This window comes from Scytonema millei VB511283 (assembly GCF_000817735.3).
GTDB lineage: Bacteria > Cyanobacteriota > Cyanobacteriia > Cyanobacteriales > Chroococcidiopsidaceae > Chroococcidiopsis > Chroococcidiopsis millei_B.
This window is the reverse complement of the sequence record NZ_JTJC03000001.1, coordinates 1,585,771-1,600,912: the sequence shown is the minus strand read 5'-3', so window position 1 is coordinate 1,600,912 and position 15,142 is coordinate 1,585,771. Positions and strand designations below refer to the sequence as shown.

At 46.1% G+C, this 15,142-nt stretch carries 19 protein-coding genes and 1 pseudogene; 11 read left to right on the top strand and 9 right to left on the bottom strand.

Annotation, left to right across the window (positions count from 1 at the left end):
* Positions 1 to 167 precede the first annotated feature (167 nt).
* The 3 genes from QH73_RS07125 to QH73_RS07115 are packed head-to-tail and all read left to right on the top strand — an operon-like array spanning position 168 to position 1,120.
* Positions 168 to 494, top strand: coding sequence for a hypothetical protein (locus tag QH73_RS07125; protein ID WP_039715764.1), 327 nt, complete (start codon positions 168 to 170; stop codon positions 492 to 494).
* Complete coding sequence (locus QH73_RS07120; RefSeq protein ID WP_039715763.1) at positions 487 to 678, top strand: hypothetical protein; 192 nt, start codon at positions 487 to 489, stop codon at positions 676 to 678. Before QH73_RS07125 ends, QH73_RS07120 begins: the two co-directional genes overlap by 8 nt.
* Positions 671 to 1,120, top strand: coding sequence for an HAD family hydrolase (locus QH73_RS07115; RefSeq protein WP_052290070.1), 450 nt, complete (start codon positions 671 to 673; stop codon positions 1,118 to 1,120). Before QH73_RS07120 ends, QH73_RS07115 begins: the two co-directional genes overlap by 8 nt.
* Positions 1,121 to 1,199: 79 nt before the next feature.
* Here the strand turns inward: QH73_RS07115 and QH73_RS07110 are convergent, their stop codons facing one another.
* Together QH73_RS07110 and QH73_RS07105 are read right to left on the bottom strand one after the other, a co-directional pair.
* Positions 1,200 to 2,222: a spore photoproduct lyase family protein gene (locus QH73_RS07110; protein WP_201278036.1), complete on the bottom strand. Its 1,023-nt coding sequence runs from the start codon at positions 2,220 to 2,222 to the stop codon at positions 1,200 to 1,202.
* A gap of 463 nt (positions 2,223 to 2,685) precedes the next feature.
* Positions 2,686 to 3,042, bottom strand: a complete 357-nt coding sequence (locus QH73_RS07105; protein WP_039715761.1) for a hypothetical protein — start codon at positions 3,040 to 3,042, stop codon at positions 2,686 to 2,688.
* Between the two features lie 212 nt (positions 3,043 to 3,254).
* On the opposite strand from QH73_RS07105, the gene QH73_RS07100 reads away from it, so the two are divergent.
* From QH73_RS07100 to QH73_RS07085, 4 genes are all read left to right on the top strand, one after another.
* Positions 3,255 to 4,481 (top strand): acyl-CoA dehydrogenase family protein, encoded by a 1,227-nt coding sequence (locus QH73_RS07100; RefSeq protein ID WP_039715760.1) that lies wholly within the window; start codon positions 3,255 to 3,257, stop codon positions 4,479 to 4,481.
* Complete coding sequence (locus QH73_RS07095) at positions 4,465 to 5,301, top strand: PIG-L deacetylase family protein (RefSeq protein WP_039715759.1); 837 nt, start codon at positions 4,465 to 4,467, stop codon at positions 5,299 to 5,301. Before QH73_RS07100 ends, QH73_RS07095 begins: the two co-directional genes overlap by 17 nt.
* The gene (locus QH73_RS07090) at positions 5,298 to 5,882 is read left to right on the top strand and encodes a class I SAM-dependent DNA methyltransferase (protein ID WP_039715758.1); all 585 of its coding nucleotides are present in this window, start codon (positions 5,298 to 5,300) and stop codon (positions 5,880 to 5,882) included. The genes QH73_RS07095 and QH73_RS07090 overlap by 4 nt, the downstream gene beginning before the upstream one ends.
* Before the next feature lie 260 nt (positions 5,883 to 6,142).
* Positions 6,143 to 7,315: a baeRF7 domain-containing protein gene (locus tag QH73_RS07085; RefSeq protein WP_039717500.1), complete on the top strand. Its 1,173-nt coding sequence runs from the start codon at positions 6,143 to 6,145 to the stop codon at positions 7,313 to 7,315.
* A 126-nt stretch (positions 7,316 to 7,441) separates the two neighbouring features.
* Here QH73_RS07085 and QH73_RS27735 read toward each other — a convergent pair.
* Both QH73_RS27735 and QH73_RS07075 read right to left on the bottom strand, forming a co-directional pair.
* Positions 7,442 to 7,585, bottom strand: a pseudogene (locus QH73_RS27735) (glycogen-binding domain-containing protein); the annotation flags it as partial.
* Between the two features lie 366 nt (positions 7,586 to 7,951).
* Positions 7,952 to 8,146, bottom strand: coding sequence for a hypothetical protein (locus QH73_RS07075; protein ID WP_132866720.1), 195 nt, complete (start codon positions 8,144 to 8,146; stop codon positions 7,952 to 7,954).
* A 377-nt stretch (positions 8,147 to 8,523) separates the two neighbouring features.
* Between QH73_RS07075 and QH73_RS07070 the strand changes: the two genes are divergently transcribed.
* Positions 8,524 to 9,000, top strand: coding sequence for a CRR6 family NdhI maturation factor (locus tag QH73_RS07070; RefSeq protein WP_039715757.1), 477 nt, complete (start codon positions 8,524 to 8,526; stop codon positions 8,998 to 9,000).
* A gap of 213 nt (positions 9,001 to 9,213) precedes the next feature.
* On the opposite strand, the gene QH73_RS07065 is transcribed toward QH73_RS07070, so the two are convergent.
* A complete protein-coding gene (locus QH73_RS07065) occupies positions 9,214 to 10,176 on the bottom strand; it encodes a glycosyltransferase family 9 protein (RefSeq protein ID WP_039715756.1) in 963 nt (320 codons plus the stop codon).
* A gap of 242 nt (positions 10,177 to 10,418) precedes the next feature.
* Here QH73_RS07065 and QH73_RS07060 point away from each other — a divergent pair, with 242 nt between their 5' ends.
* Both QH73_RS07060 and QH73_RS28680 read left to right on the top strand, forming a co-directional pair.
* Positions 10,419 to 11,219: an IspD/TarI family cytidylyltransferase gene (locus QH73_RS07060; protein ID WP_039715755.1), complete on the top strand. Its 801-nt coding sequence runs from the start codon at positions 10,419 to 10,421 to the stop codon at positions 11,217 to 11,219.
* Between the two features lie 46 nt (positions 11,220 to 11,265).
* Complete coding sequence (locus QH73_RS28680; RefSeq protein ID WP_286194052.1) at positions 11,266 to 11,391, top strand: hypothetical protein; 126 nt, start codon at positions 11,266 to 11,268, stop codon at positions 11,389 to 11,391.
* 1 nt (position 11,392) lies between these two features.
* Here the strand turns inward: QH73_RS28680 and QH73_RS07055 are convergent, their stop codons facing one another.
* From QH73_RS07055 to psaK (QH73_RS07040), 4 genes are all read right to left on the bottom strand, one after another.
* Positions 11,393 to 11,839: an aspartyl protease gene (locus QH73_RS07055; RefSeq protein WP_132866718.1), complete on the bottom strand. Its 447-nt coding sequence runs from the start codon at positions 11,837 to 11,839 to the stop codon at positions 11,393 to 11,395.
* Positions 11,840 to 11,866: 27 nt separating this feature from the next.
* Complete coding sequence (locus tag QH73_RS07050; protein ID WP_039715754.1) at positions 11,867 to 13,063, bottom strand: site-2 protease family protein; 1,197 nt, start codon at positions 13,061 to 13,063, stop codon at positions 11,867 to 11,869.
* A 389-nt stretch (positions 13,064 to 13,452) separates the two neighbouring features.
* On the bottom strand, positions 13,453 to 13,785 hold the full coding sequence (gene psaK / locus QH73_RS07045) for a photosystem I reaction center subunit PsaK (protein WP_132866716.1): 333 nt from the start codon (positions 13,783 to 13,785) through the stop codon (positions 13,453 to 13,455).
* A gap of 252 nt (positions 13,786 to 14,037) precedes the next feature.
* On the bottom strand, positions 14,038 to 14,316 hold the full coding sequence (psaK, locus tag QH73_RS07040) for a photosystem I reaction center subunit PsaK (protein ID WP_015153486.1): 279 nt from the start codon (positions 14,314 to 14,316) through the stop codon (positions 14,038 to 14,040).
* A gap of 124 nt (positions 14,317 to 14,440) precedes the next feature.
* On the opposite strand from psaK (QH73_RS07040), the gene QH73_RS07035 reads away from it, so the two are divergent.
* Positions 14,441 to 15,079, top strand: coding sequence for a phosphoribosylanthranilate isomerase (locus tag QH73_RS07035; RefSeq protein ID WP_039715753.1), 639 nt, complete (start codon positions 14,441 to 14,443; stop codon positions 15,077 to 15,079).
* The last annotated feature ends 63 nt before the right edge of the window (positions 15,080 to 15,142 follow it).

The following is a 15,142-nucleotide window of genomic DNA, read 5'->3' as shown; positions in this document are numbered from 1 at the left end:
GGTTGGAAGAGGATGAGGAGGAGCCAGGTCGAACCAGAATAGTTGATTCTGATGCCGTCAAAGACGAATTAGGAATCGACGATCTGGGCGAAGATCAGTAACCCGTTCCTAGCAGCCTTTAACTAGCACTTAAGGGCTGCTTTCCCTAACACACCAATTATACTCAAATGTTAAAAACAAAACTTATTCATCCTGCCTACTATCAAATTGTTCGACGGATTGAGAATGCTTGGGAGTTTCGTCATGGAAAAATATTTTATAGATCTAGCGATCGAGCTATTGATACGGCAAATCGAGAACTAGAGTATGGTCTAACTAAGTCAAAGATAGTAATCGAGTTATTCCGAATTAACGGCGGACGTGCAGGGTACTACTTAGTTAATCTCAAAGATCGTTCATACTACTACTGTGGTTTAACCTTGGAGGATGTCAAAACAATTCTCCAACAGATGGGAATAGGACGACCAGACCCGATGGAGAATAGCAATGGGTAGAAAGAAGCTAAACCGTTCTGTTGTCAATGTCAGAACTGCGCCCGATACCGCCAATAAACTCAAGACCATAGCGGCAGACCTTGGCTATATCTATGACGGTGAGGGTGCGACGGGGCAGTTGTTAGATGCGATCGCCGATGGCTTGATTCAGTTAGTACCACAGGGGATCGAAGGACATGAGTAATCGTTTATTGCTACTGGATCTAGATGGTACAGTTCGCGCTACAAAAAGCGGTGCGACATTCATCAACGATCCCTGCGACCAGCAAATTATTCCCGAAGCACAAAACGCGATCGCTCGTTACTCAAGTCTTGGATGGGCAATTGTGGGAATCACCAATCAAGCTAGTGTGGCTTTTGGTTTCAAAACTTTTCAAGATGCCGTCAAAGAACAACAGATAACGTTAGAACTCGTACCCGAAATGTCAACTATTTACTTTTGCCCCTACAAAGAAGGGGAAGATTTCGGTTGCTTCTGGGTTAAAACAACGGGTAGATCGCATGAGATTCAAGGTATTTCCAAAGTTGATTCCAACGTTCTTTGTCCGTCTCCCCGCATTGGTTTTAGAACGCATTCATGCAGAATGTCTAAGCTCAGCAACCCCAGAACAAACAATAGCCTATGAAAAGGCTAAAGAAAGTTTATGAAAAGTCAAAAGTCAAAAGTCAAAAGTCAAAATAGACTGATAACTGATAACTGACAAATTAAGTCCAATACAAAACTTTTGCTTGAGGAAAACGCTGTTGAATTTGGCGCTCGAAAAATCTGCGTAACTCTCTCATCGTGTCAGAATCGTATACGTATTTCGTGCCACCAAACTTATTGCGCTTGACGCTGCGCTTTGACTCGTCCATGTCTAACTTTGTCTGAGGATACCAAGAAAGCAAAACTTCTTTGGAACCAGGGGTAAAGCGGTGGGAGATTAACTCAAAAGTCAAGTCGCACTCGAAATCTAATGCTGCGCTAATCGCGTCAAATAACTGAGTGTAATGCGATTCCCAGTCTTCCATATCCATGATGGGTGCAATGACTAACCCAACAGGATAACCGCCACCACCTTGCGATCGCGGTAATGCTAACTTTCTTAAAGCCTGCAATCTCGCGCCTACTGAAGCCGTACCACCCTCAAATCTTCCCGATATAGGTGCGGCGTTAACGCTAACGCGACAGCGCGTATGACCGTTGTGAGGCAACGCTAATAGGCTATCTACGTTATCAAATTTCGATACCCAACGGAGATATCCATCTTGGCGCGTTCCGAAGTGGCGGATACATTCAGCTAAGCTACCCGTGAGATGCTCTATTCCTAAAGGATCTGTGTAGCAACTCACCTCAAAACTAGTTGCTTTACCTGGCTGCTCGTAGGATGCAGTATTAGCTAAAATCTGCGGTAAGTTGGCAAAAACGCGAATGACTGGTGGTCCTTGCAAGCTTCCGGCTAAATAACAATATTGACAATGTGCCGGACAGCCTTCAGCTAGATGAAACTGCCAGTCTGCCGAAGGAGGAATAGGACTGAGTTTCAAAGCACTTGGTGGCGCGGTGACAACGGCGAGGGTGCGCTTGGCAATATCGTAGGTTTCGCGATCGCTCTCTCCTCTCAAACCTGTCAAACGGTTGCGCGGTAATTCTTCTACTGGTAGGTTGAGCGCCTGTACCCGTGCTAAGATTTGCTGAGCGTATGGTTCTGCTAAAGCTGCGGGAGTAAATATGACTCGTTCTGGCATCCACAACCGCGCCGAACGGACTTGCATTTGCGCAGACGGTTGATTTAATTTGTCTTGTGCGATCGTCATGCTGGAAAAAGTTTGATATTATTTGCCCGACGTAGAGTCGCTAGATGTAACGTCTCTACTTTCTTTGGTTCCCCCCTTTAGAAAGGGGGGCTAGGGGGGATCTATGGGTGAGTGGCGTAGTCCTGCGATCCCCCAACCCCCTTAAAAAGGGGGCTATAGATAAGTCGCACATGGAATTACAAGGAAAGATCTACGGTCCCCCAACCCCCTTAAAAAGGGGGCTATAGATAAGTTGCACATGGAATTACAAGGAAAGATCTACGATCCCCCAACCCCCTTAAAAAGGGGGCTATAGATAAGTCACACATGGAATTACAAGGAAAGATCTACGATCCCCCAACCCCCTTAAAAAGGGGGCTATAGATAAGTTGCACATGGAATTACAAGGAAAGATCTATTCTTCGATCGCTCCCTTAATCCGTCGTTCTAGGCGATCGAGATCTAACTCACCTTCATCGCGGACAATCCGGCGAATAGTCGCATTGATATTTTGCAGATCGATGAGTAAATCTTGTAATATCTCTTGTTGCTGGCGAGACTGGGTAATGTCGCGTGGCTCTTGAACTAAATCCCTGACAATTGAGTCTTCTGCACGCGAAGCCACAACCGGATCGACTTGCCCTTCAAGGTGGATGTATGTCCGTCGTCCTGGTCCCCGATCTTCCTCGATAGGTACAATCGATGTCACCTTGTCGGAACGGACGTACTTGCCATAGCCGAGGTGTACTAACACCGATGACTGTATTTTCATGTAGTGGATCTAAAGCTGTCTGATGTGATATGTCTATTATGACAAAGGTAAGATGTGACTGGACTGTACCTATAGAGCGGGTTTTACGAGTTTTTAGTAGTGCTAACCGTTAAGCAATATTTCTTTAGTAGCGGAGGGATCGAGTCAGAAGATAGATGTTTTCTAGTTAATCTGAATACATCATCATTTATAGATGTTTGCAGATAAAACCAGTGAGGAAAGTAGATACGATCGCGCCACTATCAACCAATGAGATCGGTCAACAAAAGTTATCTCTGGTTGAAGTATTAGTCAAAGCTGAGGAAATTGCCGATTTCTGTGCCAGCAATGCAGCGGCAATTGATGTCAATGGAGCCTTTCCAGTCAAAGAATTTGAGTCGATCGCTCAAGCTGGTTTACTAGCAGCACCTTTACCACCAGAATTAGGCGGACTGGGGTTAGGAATTGACTCTAGCCGCACTTGGGAAACGTTGCAATTGCTCAAACAGATCGGACGCGGGAATCTTGCCGTGGGGCGAATCTATGAGGGACACGTCAACGCCTTACAATTAATTCAAACATTTGGGACGAAAGCACAAATCGAAGCATATGCTAGCGATGCCCGCGATCGCCATAAAATATTCGGTGTATGGAATGCCGAAGCTAGCGATGGCGTAAAAATCTTCCCAATTGAAGATGGCAAATATCAGTTGCAAGGCTCGAAAACCTTTGCTTCTGGGTCTGGATACGTAGAACGTCCTTTTGCTAGCGGTGCTTTACCAGATGGCAGCTGGCAAATGTGCATCGTCCCGATGGAAGAAGTCGCTACAGTCAGCGATCCGGCTTGGTGGCAACCTTCAGGAATGCGGGCAACGGCAAGTTTTAAGGTAGATTTTAGCGGTGTAGAACTGGATGCTGGGGCGCTGATTGGCAAACCAGGAGACTATTACAGACAACCTTGGCTGACAACAGGAGTCATTCGGTTTGCTGCCGTACAATTAGGTGGGGCAGAGGCACTATTCAACGAAACCCGCAAGTATCTCGATAAATTAAGCAGAACTCTCGATCCGTATCAACAGATGCGGGTGGGGCAAATGGCGAGCGCCATTGAAAGCGGTAATCTATGGTTGCGTGGCGCAGCAGATTTAGTCAAAGCATACGCCCCTACTTTTGCTGGTGATGCCAATACCTCCAACGAACAAGCAGATAAGTTAGTAGCATACGCCAACATGGTACGCACGGCGATCGAGCAAATCTGCATGGATGCAATTCAACTGTGCGAACGCTGTGTGGGGACGCGGGGTTTACTACCACCAAACCCGATGGAACGGATTATTCGAGATCTGACATTATATCTGCGTCAACCCGCATTTGATGCGGCGATCGCCAATGTCGGACAGTATGCTCTATCTGAATCCGCGCCTGCAAATTCTCTTTGGTGTTATGAGTCCGGTAACTAATAAGTCGCTGTTTAGCGATCCGACTATATTACCTTGGCGTAGTGTAGCTGAGATTGCCAGCAAATCTGGGTGTAGGGGCGCACAGCCGTGCGCCTCTACAGAGGCACAACGGACAAGCGCGAAATCTGTACTGGTAGTCGCACCGCATCCCGATGACGAAACTTTAGGTTGTGGGGGTGCGATCGCCCTATTACAGTCTTTAGGGTGTCGGATAAACGTATTAGTTGTCAGCGATGGTACGATGTCTCACCCGCGATCGCGCCAGTATCCCGCCGCGAAATTGCGATCGCTACGAGAAGCCGAAACCCAAACTGCTACAGCGACTTTAGGCATAGAGGCATCTGCGGTAGATTTTCTCAGATTACCGGATGGGGCAATTCCCACTCCAGAAATGCCCGATTTTGCAGCAGCAGTCGAAATGTGTCGCGATCGTATCACAGCCATAAAACCCGATATAGTGTTTCTGCCCTGGCGATTCGATCCTCACCCCGATCACCGCGCTACCTGGCAGATCGTCTATTGTGCCATCGTAGGGGCGCACAACCGTGCGCCCCTACACGCCAAACATTCGCCTCGATTCATTGAATATCCAATTTGGGACTGGGATGAAACACAAAGAAGCGACTTACCCACAAACGATCGCATTACAGCATGGCGGTTAGATATTAGCGATGTTGTCGAAGTAAAAAAACAGGCGATCGCGGCGTATCGTTCTCAGACAACGAATTTAATTGACGACGATCCAGAAGGCTTTCGTCTCACGCCAGAGATGCTGGCAAATTTTACCCGTAATTGGGAAGTGTATATAGAAGAACTATGAAACAATCCTTACCAGCCAGTTACTTCGACAATCTTTACAACGCCGATCCCGATCCGTGGAAATTTGAAACCAGCGAATACGAAGCAAATAAATATGCTGCCACGATCGCCGCTTTATCCAGATCGCGCTATCGTTCTGCATTTGAAATTGGCTGTTCGATTGGAGTCTTAACCGCAAAATTAGCTAATCGTTGCGATCGCCTATTATCTGTAGACTTATCGGAACCAGCCTTAAACCGTGCTATAAAACGTTGCGAATCTCTCCCACACGTCCGCTTGCAACTGATGGGAGTACCGCAAGCATACCCCGATGAAACCTTCGATTTAACTCTAGTTTCCGAAGTCGGATATTATTGGTGTTGGGAAGACTTACGCAAAGCACAACAACTGCTCCTTTCTCACCTAGAACCAGGCGGACATTTACTCTTAGTTCACTGGACGCTTTACGCCAAAGATTATCCACTCAGCGGCGATGAAGTTCACGAAGCATTTTTAGAACTAGTCCCTACTCAACTGCGTCATCTCAAAGCACAGAGAGAAGAACAATATCGCCTCGATTTATTTGAGAAAGTTGGTAATTAGTTATTTGTTGACAGTTGACAGTTATCAGTTGACTTGTGACTTGCCTTCCCACACCCCACACTCCAGCCTGCTTCAAAAGAAAGGAAGATGCAAAAGCAGATCTCCCCACTAGAGAGTGATGAAGGCTGACGAGTCCAGCATTGAAATAGAACTATAACAATCAGTACTGAAATTGCGATCGCTGTTTCAACCGTCATTTGTAATTCCCAACTACAAATGACAAATGACAAATGACAAATGACCAAGGACAATTTTTGCATATGCCTTTATTAACTGTAGATGAACTCAAAAATTTAGTTACAAACGCTAAACCTCCCTGTGTCTCCCTGTATATGCCAATGCAAAAAGGAAGCACAGAGGTTAGACAAAATCCAATTCGGTTTAAAAATCTCATTCGTCAAGCTGAGGAACGCTTAGATGCAATAGGAATCCGCCATACAGAAGCAGTAGACTTTCTCAAAGCTGCTCATGAACTAGATACACCTGAATTTTGGGAAGAACATCAAGAGCGGGGACTGGTTATCTTTATCTCTCCAGATGTCTTCCGTTACTATCTACTGCCTGACGAAGTTCCAGAAATTGTAGTAGTCGATAGTCAATTTCACCTCAAACCGCTACTACCCCTGATTCAAAATAACGGGCGGTTCTACGTGCTGGCGCTGAGTCAGGATAACGTTAGATTTTTTCAAGGAACGCGCTACAGCATCAAGGAAATTGAGGTGGAAAATTTACCAAAGAATATCGAAGAAGCACTTCAATATGACGAGACTGCTCAAGAAGGACAGCAACGGATCGCTACAGGGAGAGGGGGGACTAGTAATCCGTTTACTCAACCAGGATCGTTTCACGGTCAAGGCAGTCCCGATCGCGACGAACACCAGAAGGATATTTTACAATTCTTTCATTTAATTGATGGCGCTTTACACCCAAAACTGAAAACTGCATCAGCCCCTCTAGTACTAGCAGGTGTAGAATACCTGTTTGCCATTTATCGCCAAGCTAATAGCTACCAACATTTGGTAGAAGAAGGCATCAACGTCAATGTAGATATTGTTAAACCAGAAGAACTCCGCGATCGCGCTTGGTCGTTGGTAGAACCCCAGTTTCTCCAGGCACAGCAGCAGGCAATGGAGCGATATCAAGAATTGGCAGGAGCTAGTACGGGCAAGGCTTCTGACGATTTAAAAGAAATTGTTCCTGCTGCATACTACCAACGGGTAGATTCTCTCTTTGTCGCTAGCGATCGCCAGCTTTGGGGTGATTTCAATACAGAGACAATGGCAGTGAATTTACACTCAGAACCGGAACCAGACGATGAAGATCTGCTCGATTTTGCTGCCGTCTACACTCTCTTGAATGGTGGTACGGTTTATGCTCTTACACCAGAGGATTTACCTACCTCTGCCCCAGCAGCAGCTATTTTCCGCTTCTGAGCAAATAGAATTTACCGTGAAAGACGCAGCTAGTAGGGGCGCACAGCTGTAGGGGGGCGCACAGCTGTGCGCCCCTACTAGTGCTATTAACCCGCGCCGGCGGGTTTTGTCTGTATAGCCGCGAATTCCATCTTCTAGTTCTACTTGGGTGCGAAAATATCCGTCCTCGCCCTTATTCATGGGAATCTCTTGCCAGTTAGAGAAAGCTCCAATCAAATTTACTGCGTTGTTATAGGGAGCAAAGAGCGAGAATTCTTGATAATTTTTCATTACCATACCCGATTAACTGTTGCGTATCTTTTGTAATTAGTATGAGTTCGGCTTTGGTGCGCGGAAGTCATTGGCGTGCCAACTGATTAGCAAATAAGCACTCAAGACTATTTCTCACCATCGTTCAATACTGGCGTAGTCAGTCACGCGAAAATCTGCCCAACTCAGTTCATTTTTTACTTGCTTAAAGCTATACTCAATCCAACCTCGAAGGATAAGCGCGTTTGCCTAATTCTAATTGCCAGGACTTAGGCAAATTAGTCATAATAAACCATGTTTCAAGCGGATTAGTTTTTGGGCTGTCGGTTTTGCTAATTTCGCTCTGAGCGTTTTGAACGGGCTTTGCCAAAGATAATTTCACGCTCTCTAGCAGGTTTCTGGTGGGCGGCGAGACAACGCTTGAGTGTAAGCCAGCCAACGGTTATAGCGCACTTTTTGCAGGAGTGCTACCAGCACGCTATGATTGCTGCAAATAGCAACAATGAAGGGGAGCTTTAGGCGTGACAATTCGCGAATTACATCCCCACTTTCTCCATATAAACTATCTGCTAGTACTAGCACAAGAGTGAAACTCCCATCTACCTATACAGTTGCCAGCGATTGGATTCGCCAAACTTCCTGCATAAATTAACAATTTTGTAGGTATATCTAGCATTCACCAAAATTGTTACAGCAGGCGATCGCTATTTTGAGAAAATGAAGGTCGTAAACTGCTGGTACAAGGCACAAATTATAAATAGCGCGAATGTCATTCGCAAACGTTGTAAAGCATCTTTCCCAAGATTTGCGACTTTGGCAATCGATCTGCCCTCAAAACCCGCCCCGACACATCCTTCCTTCCGATCCCTGTACGGGCGAGTTTAGCCCGAGATTCGCGACTTTGGCAATCGATCTGCCCTCAAAACCCGCCCCGACACATCCTTCCTTCTGACTTCGCCATGACTATCACTATTTCTCTCAAGGCTGACAACTTCAGCAGCTTAGATGTATTGCCAGCTGCCAAGACGATCGAAAATATCTCACAAGAAAAATCGGCGATCGCCACTTACGAGCAGCAACTTCGCTTCGAGATCGATTATCCTCGTCCCTCAGACGATCCACGGGAACTGTCCGAAATCCCCGAAGTGCGGATGTGGTTTATTCGCCTTGACAGTCGCTATCCCTGGCTACCTTTTCTCTTAGATTGGAAAGCAGGAGAACTATCTCGTTACACTGCCATGCTGGTTCCCCATCAATTCCATCGCCAAGAAGGAATTCAGTTCAATCCCGAAGCTCTAGAAATTTTCCTCATGCAAAAGGTTTTCGTTCTGCATGACTGGCTGCAACAAATGGGTATTCCCAGCACGGCACGGCTGAAGTCTATGGGTCAAATGCTTGGCTACGACTTAGAAGATGACTTGTTTGGAATGTTATGAATCGTCATTTGTCATTGGTCATTGGTCATTTGTAAGGAGTCAGAAGTCGTAGGGGTGGGTTTACCAAAAAACTCCGTACTAAACAGAGAGTATAGGTGAACCCGCCCGTACAGGAGTCAGGAAATTTTGAATTGCGACTTGCTACTTGTCTCCCTTGTCTCCCTAATCCCCCTTGTCCCCCTTGTCTCTCTGCTCGTGCCCTCCCTACCTAAATCAGCCGCTCCAAACTCGTTCTAAAACAGTTTGCGGTGCGATGTCTGAGAGTTTGCCTGTAGGAGATTTGATGGCGATAACGCGATCGCTCTGTGGGACTAACTTCTTGGGATCTGTCGCGCCAAACAACGCGATCGTATAGGTTTGCACTGCTATTGCTAGATGCATAGGCGCACTGTCAGTACATAGCAATAAATTGGCAGCAGCAACAATCGCTGCTGTTTTCCCAATATCTGGGGGAGTTGTCACCTTCAGATCGGGAAATGCTTCCCGTAGCGATCGCACCAACTGCTCGTCCTCTGCTGTTTGCACTAGGAGCGCAATTGGTAGATCTGGCTGACGCTGTTGCAAATTTTGAATCACTTGTCGCCAACTTTGGGCGGGGTAGGTTTGGATGCTGGTTTTCGCAGCCGCAAGTTGGCTAGAGCCGCCGTGAATTAATATGTAACCGCTATCTTTGATTCCCAGTCGTTGCTGCTCTTTGTCCGCCCATTCTAGGTCTGATTTAGGGACGTTAATCGTTAAATCGGGACAAGGGGTGGAAATTCCTAATCCTTTGAGCAGATCGTGATACATTGCCGCGACATACTGCTCTGTTTTTAGGGGGACGGAGTTCGTCAGAAACAGATTTCCTCCCCCCTGGTAGCTGACTCGCACTGCAACGCCGCTCAACCAGAGCGCCATACCTACAAAAGGGCGCTGTCCGGCACAAATCGCGATATCGTATTCGCGATCGCGGATATTACCGATTAGATCGACCCATTCTGTCAAACTGTTACGGTCTTTGAAGTCGAACTTTAGCACGTTGGACACCGACTTACAGATTCGGTATGCTCCCAAAGAGCCAGGCTCTGCCACCACATCGATTTCAGCGTCGGGATAATTCCGCTTCAGATCGTCCAGGGTGGGAAAGAATAGAATTTGGTCGCCAATCCCGCCAGGGACTAGGGCTACTATTCGCATATTTACTGTTTTACGCTTACTCGCTCTTATTTTAGGGGAACATATACTTATGCGAAACGATAAAAATGTACATTTTTTCAGTTATCAGTTATCAGTTGTCAGTTATCAGTGAAGAATGGGGTGTAGGGTGTAGAAAAATTCTGAATTTTGGATTTCTCCTCTGCTTCCTTGTCTCCCCCCTCTCCCTTGTCTCCCTTGTCCCCTCACTCCTCACTCCTCATCCCTTACCCCTCTAGAAAACCGTGTATTTATTAATTCCAGCCGCCGGAATGGGACGAAGAATGGGTAGCGATCGCAATAAGCTGCTGTTGACGCTGCGATCGCAACCTCTAATTGCTTGGACGCTACGCGCAGCCGAAGCATCTCATGAAATTAGTTGGATTGGCATTATTTCCCAACCTGCCGATTGGACAGATTTGAAGGAGATCCTGGAGGGTTTATGCCTAACTAAACCTGTGGAATTCATTCAAGGGGGGACTACCCGCCAAGAGTCTGTTTACAACGGCTTGCAGGCTTTGCCAGCGGACGCTAAACAAGTCCTGATTCACGACGGCGCGAGGTGTCTCGCTACACCAGAATTATTCGATCGCTGTGCGGTAGCAATTCGCCCCTCGACTCCCGACTCCCTTGTACGGGCGCACAGCAGTGCGCCCCTACCGACTCCCGACTCCCTTGTACGGGCGCACAGCAGTGCGCCCCTACCGACTCCCGACTCCCCAATTAAAGGTTTAATTGCTGCTATCCCAGTTAAGGACACGATTAAAATTGTAGATGATGCTGGATTCATTCAAGATACACCAGACCGCAGCCAGCTTTGGGCGGCGCAAACTCCACAGGCTTTTGACGTGCAATTATTGAAGCAGTGTCACGCAAAAGGTTTGGAGCAAGGTTGGGAAGTTACAGACGATGCCGCTTTGTTTGAAAAGTGTGGCTTACCCGTACAAATTGTTGAGGGCGAAGAGACAAATTTAAAATTGACCACACCAATGGATTTGGCGATCGCCGAATTTATATTACACCAAAGACTTGGAAATAAGTCGTAAGTCGTAAGTCGTAAATCGTAAGTTGGAATGAACTGATAATTGAAACATGGCTCTTAATTTAGTCTCTAGACAAATCTTTGCTATGGGTGGCGGCGGATTTTCTATGGAACCTGAAAATCTTCTGCTGAATAACTACATTTCAGAACCAGTCTACTTAGGCAAGGATACATGACTTACAAAACCGTTAAATATGTATCCTTTCCCTCAACAGGTAAAACTCGCAATCTTTGATTTTGTAAATCTGGTTCTAAACCCAAGTCTTCTAAAGGCAACAAACCTAATAGAGGATCTGCACCATCTGGTAATTCCATGCAATTGTACGTACCTTCTCTGCCTTCAACAGTGAGGTTAATTTCTCTAAAAATACGCAGTTTTTGCACTCTCGTAGCAATTTTTACGTCTACTTCTCCCTGAAGCACTAAACCCAAATCGTTAATAATATTTGCAGGCAGGCAGAGTCTATTTGCGCCCGTATCGACCAAAACATCTTTTAACGTTACCGAACGGACTTGTTCGAGGGGAATAAATCCTCTTTCAGCTAAGATTTGATCGATACGATTAGTGACGGTAATTGTAGTTGTAACTTTGCCCATTCTGTCATCAGTAGCGGTTGCTGCCATATTCACCTCTCTTAGAATACGCGATCGCTACACTTTAGTAGACTTTGCCACCAACCCCAATTGCAACCCCGATGGATAGCTACCTTCTTCCTTAATCCGCTTGATTTCTACTTCGGAAATCCGTAGGTTAAGTTTAGGTGCGATCGCTCTGATAATATCGCCTCGGTCTATCGTTCCCGATATAGCTCCAGCTGGAGAAAGCACGGTTAGACGTGGTAATTGCTGGCTTTCCATTTGGTTGATGACTTCGACTAAAGATGTCGATTCCTCAACGTGGGGGATTTCAGTGAGGGGATGAACAATGCTGTGCAGAGTTTGCGTTTCCCACTGACTGCGTTCGACAAGGCGCAAATCGTCAATCGATACCATCCCCCGATAACGCCCATCGGATGCAGCAAAATAGGTTTGTGGGGCGGATGTTTCGAGCAGATAAAGGTCGGAAAAAGCCCGCAAAGTCATATCGGCATCTACGACGCGAAAATCGCGGGACATAGCATCGGTGGCGTGTAGTTGCAGCAAGACTTCTTGTAATTTCGTGATGCGCTCGTATGCACTAGCATGGCGAATCCCAAACCATCCCAGCAGTACCAACCATAGACCGCTGACCAATTCACCTGTAAAAAATTCTATCGCCGCACCAGTTGCGATCGCCGACCAACCCAAAAATTGTCCGGTTCTCGCCGCCCAACGCACAGCTTGAAAACGATTCCCCGTGACTTTCCACACTGCTGCTTTTAATACCTGTCCTCCATCTAAAGGTAAGCCAGGAATTAAATTAAACAATGCCAGAATTAAATTCACTCTGGCTAAGTCTGTCACCATGACATTAGCCAAACTCGATGCAGGCAAAACCAAGCTGACAAGAGCAAGAATACCAAACAAACCAATACTCACTAAAGGTCCGGCGATCGCCACTTGTAATGCTTCGCCTGGAGTTTTTGATTCTTCTTCAATCGAAGCAATTCCGCCAAAAAGGAACAAAGTAATAGAATTAACCTTAATTCCTTGCGATCGCGCCACTAAGCTATGACCGAGTTCGTGTAGCAAGACCGAACCAAACAACAGCAGTGCGATTGTAAAACCCGCACTTCCAGCTAAAATATTTCCCCAAGGTAAGTAACTCAACCCAAAATTGAGGGCAACAAAAGTTAAAATGACAAACCACAAGGGGTCTAAAAATAGTGGAATGCCCCATAAAGCTCCAATTCGCCAACCTGTTTGCATGGGATTTTCCTAAACCAAATTTCTATCCGTTTGAACTATAGGCTATGGCTGAAATAAGATTCGATTGCCGGATCGCGATCCCATCTAAAAAATTACAAATCTTACTAGCCTCTATAATTTCTAGGATAAAAGATTTAGCGATCGCACTAGGTTTAATTTAATTAGCGCTAACCGTACCAGCAAATTGCGATCGCTCTACAAAACTACAAGCTGCGAGGTTTTTTGTGCCTTTGTGCAGACGACATTGCAAAGTTTATTCACTATGGCAGTTCTATTTCGGATACACGCTAGGGGAGCGCGAAATTGTGCGCTCCTACAGAATCGACGTGCAGTAACTCGATTAAAAACGGTTATATTGCTTCTCGTTACGGATAACCGTATCAATCGAGTTACTTGAGAATACCCAAATTATTCAACCCTAGCACTGCCGGAATCGCAATCAAATGCCCTGCACTCATAGCAGCAAGGAAGGAACCAATACTGGGATTATTAAAAATTCCGGCGAACGGTCCCAAGGGAAACTTAGTTCCCACATGGGGATAGCGGATCGCGCGAGGAATAATGAATAGACAAATCAAACAACTACCAATAATTACCGCCGATCCCGTCCAACTCCACTTGAGTGTGTCGGGAACAGTTGGTTGGACTTCGGCTAGTGTCAGTAAGAGTGAATTCAACAAAGCTTTAACTCCTAAAATTAACAGCTCTTGGCTACACTCCATCAAAGTCACTTCACCAAGAAATTTTATCTGTCTTAGGAGTTAATGTCAGTTGTCAGTTATCAGTTGTCAGTTATCAGTGAAGAATGGGGTGTGGGGTGTGGAGTGCGGTAGTTGGTAGTTGGTAGTTGGTGAAGTCTCCTCTACTTCTCTGCTCCTCAGCTCCCCTGCTCTCCTACTCCCTCAGCTCTCCCTTGTCTCCTTTGTCCTCTTCTCCCCGACTCCTGACTTCCGACTCCCGACTCCCGCAAAGATCTAGCTCAGCCAACCGAGGTTGGACAGTCCGAGGACGATTCCTGCTCCGACGACGTGACCAAATGCCATTGATGCTACAAATGTACCAACGCTGGGACTGCCCAATACTGGTAAGTTTACGGGCAACTTAGCACCGACTTGAGGATATTTGATACTGCGGCTAGCGATGAGCAGTATTAGTAAGGAGCTAGCACTGATAATCAATGCTACTTGCGGACTCCAGCTGATAGTGTTGGGAACTGTTGGTTGTGTTGCAGCTAGTAAAATTGTATTAATCAAGGTTTTTTCTCCTACATCGAACTATGGAGCGCAATTTCAGGATTATCAAAATTGCTTTGCCAGGAGATAGTATTTGTTTTAATAGTTAACATTAGCTTTATTTTTCTACACAAATTTGGCTTGTATGCGAATCAAAATTTGCGGCATTACGAAACCGGAACAGGGAAAAGAGATCGCCTCTCTTGGCGCAACTGCTCTAGGGTTTATCTGCGTTCCCAACACGCCTCGCTATGTCAACCCCACTCAAATTCGAGCCGCGATCGCGCAGCTACCAGCTACGGTAGACCGGATCGGTGTTTTTGCCAACACCACCCTAAAAGACATTAGCCAAATCGTTGCAGCCACGAAATTGACAGGAGTACAGTTACACGGAGACGAATCACCCGCCTTTTGCCATCAGTTAAGATCTTTGCTGCCCGATGTAGAGATTGTCAAAGCATTAAGAGTCAAAAATCCAGAAGCACTAGAGCAAGCAGCCAATTACATCACGTATGTAGATGCTCTCCTACTCGATGCTTACCATCCTCAACACTTAGGTGGTACGGGAAAAACGCTAGACTGGAATGCCTTACAAAAATTTCAACCCAGTTGTCCTTGGTTTCTCTCTGCCGGACTCACACCAGATAATATTCTGGCTGCTTTAACTCAACTTCGTCCTCATGGCATCGACTTGTCCAGCGGAGTAGAACATTCCCCAGGAGATAAAGATTTAGATAAGGTTGCCCGATTGTTCGAGCAACTGCGCTTAGCGATCGCTAATTGACTACCATTTAGATTTTGCTCTCAGCTGTTATTAGTTAATAGCTGATGAGAAAATGATGGGAGT

Coding starts and splice junctions, on each gene's coding strand:
- QH73_RS07125 (WP_039715764.1), top strand. CDS start 168: ATGTTAAAAACAAAACTTATTCATCCTGCCTACTATCAAATTGTTCGA.
- QH73_RS07120 (WP_039715763.1), top strand. CDS start 487: ATGGGTAGAAAGAAGCTAAACCGTTCTGTTGTCAATGTCAGAACTGCG.
- QH73_RS07115 (WP_052290070.1), top strand. CDS start 671: ATGAGTAATCGTTTATTGCTACTGGATCTAGATGGTACAGTTCGCGCT.
- QH73_RS07110 (WP_201278036.1), bottom strand. CDS start 2,222: ATGCCAGAACGAGTCATATTTACTCCCGCAGCTTTAGCAGAACCATAC.
- QH73_RS07105 (WP_039715761.1), bottom strand. CDS start 3,042: ATGAAAATACAGTCATCGGTGTTAGTACACCTCGGCTATGGCAAGTAC.
- QH73_RS07095 (WP_039715759.1), top strand. CDS start 4,465: ATGAGTCCGGTAACTAATAAGTCGCTGTTTAGCGATCCGACTATATTA.
- QH73_RS07090 (WP_039715758.1), top strand. CDS start 5,298: ATGAAACAATCCTTACCAGCCAGTTACTTCGACAATCTTTACAACGCC.
- QH73_RS07085 (WP_039717500.1), top strand. CDS start 6,143: ATGCCTTTATTAACTGTAGATGAACTCAAAAATTTAGTTACAAACGCT.
- QH73_RS07070 (WP_039715757.1), top strand. CDS start 8,524: ATGACTATCACTATTTCTCTCAAGGCTGACAACTTCAGCAGCTTAGAT.
- QH73_RS07065 (WP_039715756.1), bottom strand. CDS start 10,176: ATGCGAATAGTAGCCCTAGTCCCTGGCGGGATTGGCGACCAAATTCTA.
- QH73_RS28680 (WP_286194052.1), top strand. CDS start 11,266: ATGGCTCTTAATTTAGTCTCTAGACAAATCTTTGCTATGGGTGGCGGC.
- QH73_RS07055 (WP_132866718.1), bottom strand. CDS start 11,839: ATGGCAGCAACCGCTACTGATGACAGAATGGGCAAAGTTACAACTACA.
- QH73_RS07050 (WP_039715754.1), bottom strand. CDS start 13,063: ATGCAAACAGGTTGGCGAATTGGAGCTTTATGGGGCATTCCACTATTT.
- psaK (WP_132866716.1), bottom strand. CDS start 13,785: ATGGAGTGTAGCCAAGAGCTGTTAATTTTAGGAGTTAAAGCTTTGTTG.
- QH73_RS07035 (WP_039715753.1), top strand. CDS start 14,441: ATGCGAATCAAAATTTGCGGCATTACGAAACCGGAACAGGGAAAAGAG.